The organism is Companilactobacillus mindensis DSM 14500, assembly GCF_001434275.1.
Lineage (GTDB): Bacteria > Bacillota > Bacilli > Lactobacillales > Lactobacillaceae > Companilactobacillus > Companilactobacillus mindensis.
The window spans coordinates 1-6,141 of sequence record NZ_AZEZ01000030.1; the positions used below are offsets into that span (position 1 = coordinate 1).

Below are 6,141 nucleotides of genomic sequence, written 5' to 3' on the forward strand. Positions count from 1 at the left end.
AGTACTGTTTAGAATACTCTCATTTTCTATATATCCACTTGACTAATCGTAGGAAAAAAAGCTATGTATCTTGCTAAAACTATTCAGTTTGATAAACGAGGATATAATAGACAGAGTATGTCATTTCCATATTTTGATTTTAAAAATATTTGTGAAGAAGAGTGGGAAGACCAAAGCGGGACACCCTCAGCTGAACTTAATATGATGCTTTCAGAATCGACTATGATTTTTTGCGTATTTCAATATGATTCAAATGGAAATAATTTTTTTAAAGGATTTAAATTTTATAATATTCCACAAACGGATATTGATGGACCGATATTTGATTGTTGGAGAAATACAGTCAAAGTGTTAAAAGAAGGAGTTAAGCTGAGATATATCGAAACTCAAAATAGCCATCAAGTTAAAAATAATTTACCAAAACAAAGTGAGAGTCCAGTGATTCATGTAAGGCCACATGCGGGAAAGGCAGCATATAAATACAGTAAAAATTCTAATGAATTACCGATATCAGCACAATGGACCAATAAACCAGAGGGTTACTCAAATAACTATATGACAAAGCAATGTTTTTTCTTAAATAACACATATGTGAAGAGCAAAGTTACGGATCTATTAGATTAAAATATGGAGTCATTTCTATTTTTGACGTAGTACATAATCAATTCAATACAATAATCAGTATTTTTCAGTGCCATCTTTTCCCAAAAATGTAAAACATACCAACCATCATCTTCGAGGAGTCTATCGTCACGTTTGTCACGGGCTATATTCTCCTCGATTTTTTTTATCCAATATGTTCTATTGCGTTTCAGCCTTTTCTTTTTATCTTCCCATTCATATCCATGCCAAAATTCACCGTCTATAAAGATAGCAATTTTATATTTGGTAATAGCAATATCAGGTGATCCAGGTAATTTTTTATAGTTACGACGATATCTGATGCCCCTGTGCCATAATTGTGTAGCAATAATATTCTCAGCAGTTCCGCGTTTAAGATGAACGTGAGACATTCTTTTTCTTGTTTTATTGTCAGTATCATAATATTTTGGATGTTTCATTTTATTCACCACTTATGTGTTTAATGTCTTTACGAATATGATAATACCTAACCACAAAATAATATTGGGAATGAAATTCAAAAAGCAGATTATTTCTAAGAATTACTGAATAATCTGCTTTTTTGATTAAAGAACATATAGAAGACATTAATCTTCTGTCAAAACCCGATACAATCCAGAATCAACCTCATGTTCCAATCGAAGCGTAAAATCAACTAATTTAGTAGGTTTACCATCAACATTTTCTTCAACAATATCTTTAGCATTAAGAACACGAGCAGATCCAAGATAGTAAAAATCAGTGCCTTCGAGTTTATCGTCATTATATTTTCTAACGAATAGTTGGATTATTCCAAACTTTTTAAGATTAAGAATCTTTTGTTCAGTAGTGCTGGAGGTTGTACGCCCGCCTTTTGAGAACCAAGGCAAGGTTGAACGGTCGAAAAAAGTATTATCGTAAATCATCTTGTTTTGAAATTTGTCATTCTTTTTTAAAGATATAAAAATTGGTAAAAAACGATTATCTTGTCTCAAACTATAACCACCAACGCTCAAATAGTTAGGTTCCTTTTCCCAATTTAACATCTTAATAACATCGGAACGATAGTATTTTTCACCAATAGTAAATCGAGTATGATACATGGTTGGATTTTGATGTAAATTCCATAGATTTGCATCAAGAGCATCAACAAAATATTTCTTGAATACTTGTGATTGTAACAGTGATTGTAATTTATCAGTGAATTTCCAAATAGAGTTGTTTCGCTCAATCAATGCAACGTTGCCATATTTTTTACGTTTGCCTTTTGCAAAGTAATTCAAATTTAGTATTGAAGCAACATTATCTATGGTTTCCTTGTCACAAAAGATATTTTGTTCCTTGAGTCTCGATAGAATATCTTCATCGGTTAGAGTTTGTTTATTTAATAATTGTTTTAATATCCATGCTTCTATAGGACGCTTAGACACTGTAATCTCTTCAGAAACAAAAGTTAAAAATAACTGTTGTTTGTCGTTAAGCGATTCAGGTAGTTCTTGTTCAAATTTGTGCTGCATGGCATATGAAGTTTTAAATTTTTGAATGATATCGGGTACGTCAACGCTACCCATTTTTGCAAAATCAAGCAGCATAGGTGAACGAAGGCCGATTTTATCTTTAAGATTCTGATATGCATTCTTGAATCTTTTCATGTCATTTAAACGAACTTTTGAAACAGATTCTAAGATGTGATTACGTGCAATTTCTTCAAAGTTGATTGTTGAAACGCCAGAGATACTGGGACTAATAACTTGTTTTCTGATTTTTTCCTTATTACTAGTATTTGAACGGTCAAACGCCATTGGAATCATATAGTTCTCATCATAATTGCCAATGAAGTCCAAAATAGTGACAAATTCTTTATGAGGAGCTTTACGTAAACCTCGACCTAATTGCTGTAAAAAGATGATGCTGGATTTAGTGGGGCGCATCATGATGATTTGATTGACTATGGGAATATCCACACCTTCGTTGAAGATGTCGACGGTAATAATGTACTGTAGATCACCATTATTTAATTGATGAACTGCATTCTCACGAGTTTCCACGGTATCACTAGCAGAGACAAAAATCGTATCGATATTACGTTCTTTAAGCTTATTAGCTAATTCTCGACCTTCTTCTATCCGACTGACAAAAATCAAACCATGAACATCGTGATTACGAGGACCGTAGTATTCGGTTTTAGCAACGATGTAGTTTACTCGTTCATCGGAGACTAAATGTTTCAAGCTAGTTTTATCAGTTATCGATTCACCATCTTTTTCATAATCAGTGACACCTATATAGTGGAATGGAGTAAGAAATTCATGGTCCAAGGCGTCAAGTAATGAAATTTCGTAAGCAAGATTATGATCGAAATAGGCATAAACATTAGTTCCATCGGTTCGTTCGGGTGTAGCAGTCATTCCTAACATGAATTGAGGTTTGTAAAAATTCATCAAACGTTGGTACATGGATTCTTTTTTACCAAGTTGATTTTGACCCACACGATGAGCTTCATCAATAATAATATAATCGAATGCGGATTCACCTAATTGTTCGCAAACCGATTTTTTAGAAACCATATTGACAGTTGCAAAAAGGTAACGGGCTGATAATTCCTTTTGATTCCCACTGAGAATTCCATAGTCACTATCTGGTCCACCTAGTATTTCTTTAAAACTTTGCATAGCCTTACGCAAAATCTGTTCTCGATGAACGACAAATAATAATCGCTTTGGTTTGAATTGCTGAACGTCAAAAGCAGCTAGATAAGTTTTACCGGTTCCAGTTGCTGCAACAATCAGACCTTTTTTGGCGTGTTCTGCGTCCCTTAAGTGTCTCAATGATTCAAGAGCTGATTTCTGCATTTTATTAGGAATAATTGGATTAGATCGAGCAATGTTTTTTGAAAGTTGTGGTGTTGTTGTAGGAGGTTGCCAATTTTGCCGATAATCTTCAATCCATTTAGTTGTTAACGGAATTGATTGTTGCCAAAGATTCTCCAGTTCATCTTTGACCTTATTAATAATATCTCCACGTTCAGTTGAAGTTATTCGAAGATTCCATTCGAAATTTTTCTTTAAAGCATTTTGTGTCAAATTGGAACTTCCGACTAAAAGACTTTCGTAATTACCATGATTAAAATAATAGGCTTTGGTATGAAAACCATTTTGGTTTAAAACTCTAACTTCGAGATTAGGTATGTGTAGAAGATCATCGAATACTTTTGGACTATTGAAATTAAGATATGTCGATGTAATGAGACGACCATGAACACCATGTGCTGCAATATCAGTTAATGTGCTTTTTAAATCTAAAAGTCCACCCAATGTGACAAAAGCAACGGCAATAGTGAAAGAGTCAGTATTACATAGTTCTTCTTCTAAGGTGTCTAGAACAGTTCCATTATTATTTGTTACTAATGAGGGCTGATAACGGGTTAATGCTTGTGTTGAATTATCTATGAATCCAAAATTTAATCCGTTACGGATTTCATCGTCAATGTTCATATGGCCACCTCAGTTAATAATTATTTCAATGAATTCAGTATATCAGAAGTGGGAATAGATCAAATATTGAAAAAATAGTAATTAATGATTAGAGGATAATGGATTACAATCAAAGAAATTATTGCCTTTTGTTAATTTACTGTCCCTTGATCTAGTCAAAAGGTATTATGGGTTTAAGAGATTAAATTATGAAGAACCTGTTAACACTAATTGTACGTGAAATATCCTACTTTAGAATATTTACAATAGGACTCAAAAATTGATAATTTCTAGGAAAATATTATTAATGCGTGAACCGAGGCCTCTTCTTTTTAAAGCATCACCATTTCACAAATAATACGGAAATAACTTAATTTTAAAGATACTATTATTGTGCAAATTGAAAAGGTTTTGAATAAAAGAAGGGTTGGTCAATTGATACTGTTGAAGAGTGATGTCGGTGCTAGATGGTAAATCATTATTAACAATTGAAAATATATACAGAGATTGCTGATAATTGAGATAGGATATTAATCAAATAATGAACAAGAAGTTATAGAAAGATAGTATGAATAAAAGCTATGACAAGAATTCGAAGTATGGTGGATTAAAGCAGTTTTGTAATTGTTAATTTAATAAAGAATGTTGGGGAAGTATATGGAACTTGTTATTGGTTTAGATACCGTTAGGATGATTAAGGATAAAAAAATAGTTCGAAAAAAAGGTGAAAGTCAATTATTTTTTCCTAATGAATATACATTAATAGATTTGGAAACGACTGGATATGATCCTAGATGGGATCATATTATAGAAATTGGGGCCATAAAAGTAAGAAATGAAAACATTGTCGATAAACTTAGTTATTTAGTCAGTTATCCTAATGATAATTTTGTCCCATTTGATGTTGAAAGTATGACGGGGATTACTGAGAAAATGATTGAAAATCAGGGAGAAAAAATAAACGTAGCTATACAAAAACTTTTGGATTTTGTTGGTTCTGATTTGATTGTTGGTTTTAATGTTAATTTTGATATCAATTTTATATACGATACTTCGAAAAAATATTTTAATAAAAGATTCCAAAATAATTATGTCGATGTTTTGAGAATGGCTAGAAGATTTTATCCTAAAGAACGGCATAATAGATTAAAAGATTGTATTAAAAGGATTGGACTAAATAAAAAACAAACCCATAGAGGCTTACAAGATTGCTATGATACAAAGTATGTTTTGGATTATTTCAAAAAAAATAGTAATAATGATTTTTTAGAATCGCTCAGAAGGAGAAGACAGAGTAAATTAGATTTAACAACATTAAAACCGGAATCTGATGAAATTGATAAGACTAATCCATTTTATGATTGTAATGTTTGTTTTACTGGAAAATTAGATATGTTTGTTCGAAGGCAAGCGGCACAAATAGTAACAAATATGGGTGGTGTTGCACAGAATGGTATAACAATGAAAACAAATTATTTGATTCTAGGGGATACGGCGTATAGTTTGCACAATAAAGGGACAGTTACAACTAAACTAAAAAAGGCACGGGAATTAATAAGTAAGGGACAGGATTTGAAAATAATTAATGAATCATTATTTGTAGACATGATTTGTGAGGAATTAGATGGGAAGGGAATATTATATGATTGAAGTTGTAGAGACAAAAAATAAGAAGAGTTTTATATTTGATAATAGTATAGTTAATGAGAAAAATGATATTCTAAGAGGATCATTTGTTATGTTGTTTGCTAATAAGATCATTCGAAAATCTAAGGATGGTAAAGAAAGTATTTCTTATGAATACCCAACTAATGTATTTGAGAATATGAATATGTGTAAGGTAAGTAATATAGAAAAAAGAAGAATAGCTAATGAGTTAGAGAACAGATTATATAATGGTTTGCGTAATAATATGTCATTATCCGATGACATTAGAAAGTTATTGAGAAATAATTATTTGAATATTATACATGTTGATAATATGGAAAATAAAGATAAGTGAGTTGGTTGAGATTTAAAGTGCTTCATAATTGTTAGACAAGAAATCTAACAGTTATGGAGCCTTTTT

At 31.6% G+C, this 6,141-nt stretch carries 5 protein-coding genes; 3 read left to right on the forward strand and 2 right to left on the reverse strand.

The window, feature by feature from the left end; translation table 11 throughout:
- The first annotated feature begins 63 nt into the window (after window positions 1-63).
- A complete protein-coding gene (locus FD29_RS03505; protein ID WP_057887579.1) occupies window positions 64-624 on the forward strand; it encodes a PDDEXK family nuclease in 561 nt (186 codons plus the stop codon).
- Here the strand turns inward: FD29_RS03505 and FD29_RS03510 are convergent.
- Entirely contained in the window at window positions 621-1,061 is a 441-nt protein-coding gene (locus FD29_RS03510) for a very short patch repair endonuclease (RefSeq protein ID WP_057887580.1), read from the reverse strand. The two genes, FD29_RS03505 and FD29_RS03510, sit on opposite strands and share 4 nt — an antisense overlap.
- Before the next feature lie 147 nt (window positions 1,062-1,208).
- Window positions 1,209-4,094, reverse strand: coding sequence for a DEAD/DEAH box helicase (locus tag FD29_RS03515; RefSeq protein ID WP_057887581.1), 2,886 nt, complete (start codon window positions 4,092-4,094; stop codon window positions 1,209-1,211).
- 636 nt (window positions 4,095-4,730) lie between these two features.
- Here FD29_RS03515 and FD29_RS03520 point away from each other — a divergent pair.
- Both FD29_RS03520 and FD29_RS03525 read left to right on the forward strand, forming a co-directional pair.
- Window positions 4,731-5,723 (forward strand): exonuclease domain-containing protein, encoded by a 993-nt coding sequence (locus FD29_RS03520; RefSeq protein ID WP_235804253.1) that lies wholly within the window; start codon window positions 4,731-4,733, stop codon window positions 5,721-5,723.
- On the forward strand, window positions 5,716-6,075 hold the full coding sequence (locus tag FD29_RS03525) for a hypothetical protein (protein ID WP_057887582.1): 360 nt from the start codon (window positions 5,716-5,718) through the stop codon (window positions 6,073-6,075). The genes FD29_RS03520 and FD29_RS03525 overlap by 8 nt, the downstream gene beginning before the upstream one ends.
- Window positions 6,076-6,141 lie beyond the last annotated feature (66 nt).

Coding starts and splice junctions, on each gene's coding strand:
- FD29_RS03505 (WP_057887579.1), top strand. CDS start 64: ATGTATCTTGCTAAAACTATTCAGTTTGATAAACGAGGATATAATAGA.
- FD29_RS03510 (WP_057887580.1), bottom strand. CDS start 1,061: ATGAAACATCCAAAATATTATGATACTGACAATAAAACAAGAAAAAGA.
- FD29_RS03515 (WP_057887581.1), bottom strand. CDS start 4,094: ATGAACATTGACGATGAAATCCGTAACGGATTAAATTTTGGATTCATA.
- FD29_RS03520 (WP_235804253.1), top strand. CDS start 4,731: ATGGAACTTGTTATTGGTTTAGATACCGTTAGGATGATTAAGGATAAA.
- FD29_RS03525 (WP_057887582.1), top strand. CDS start 5,716: ATGATTGAAGTTGTAGAGACAAAAAATAAGAAGAGTTTTATATTTGAT.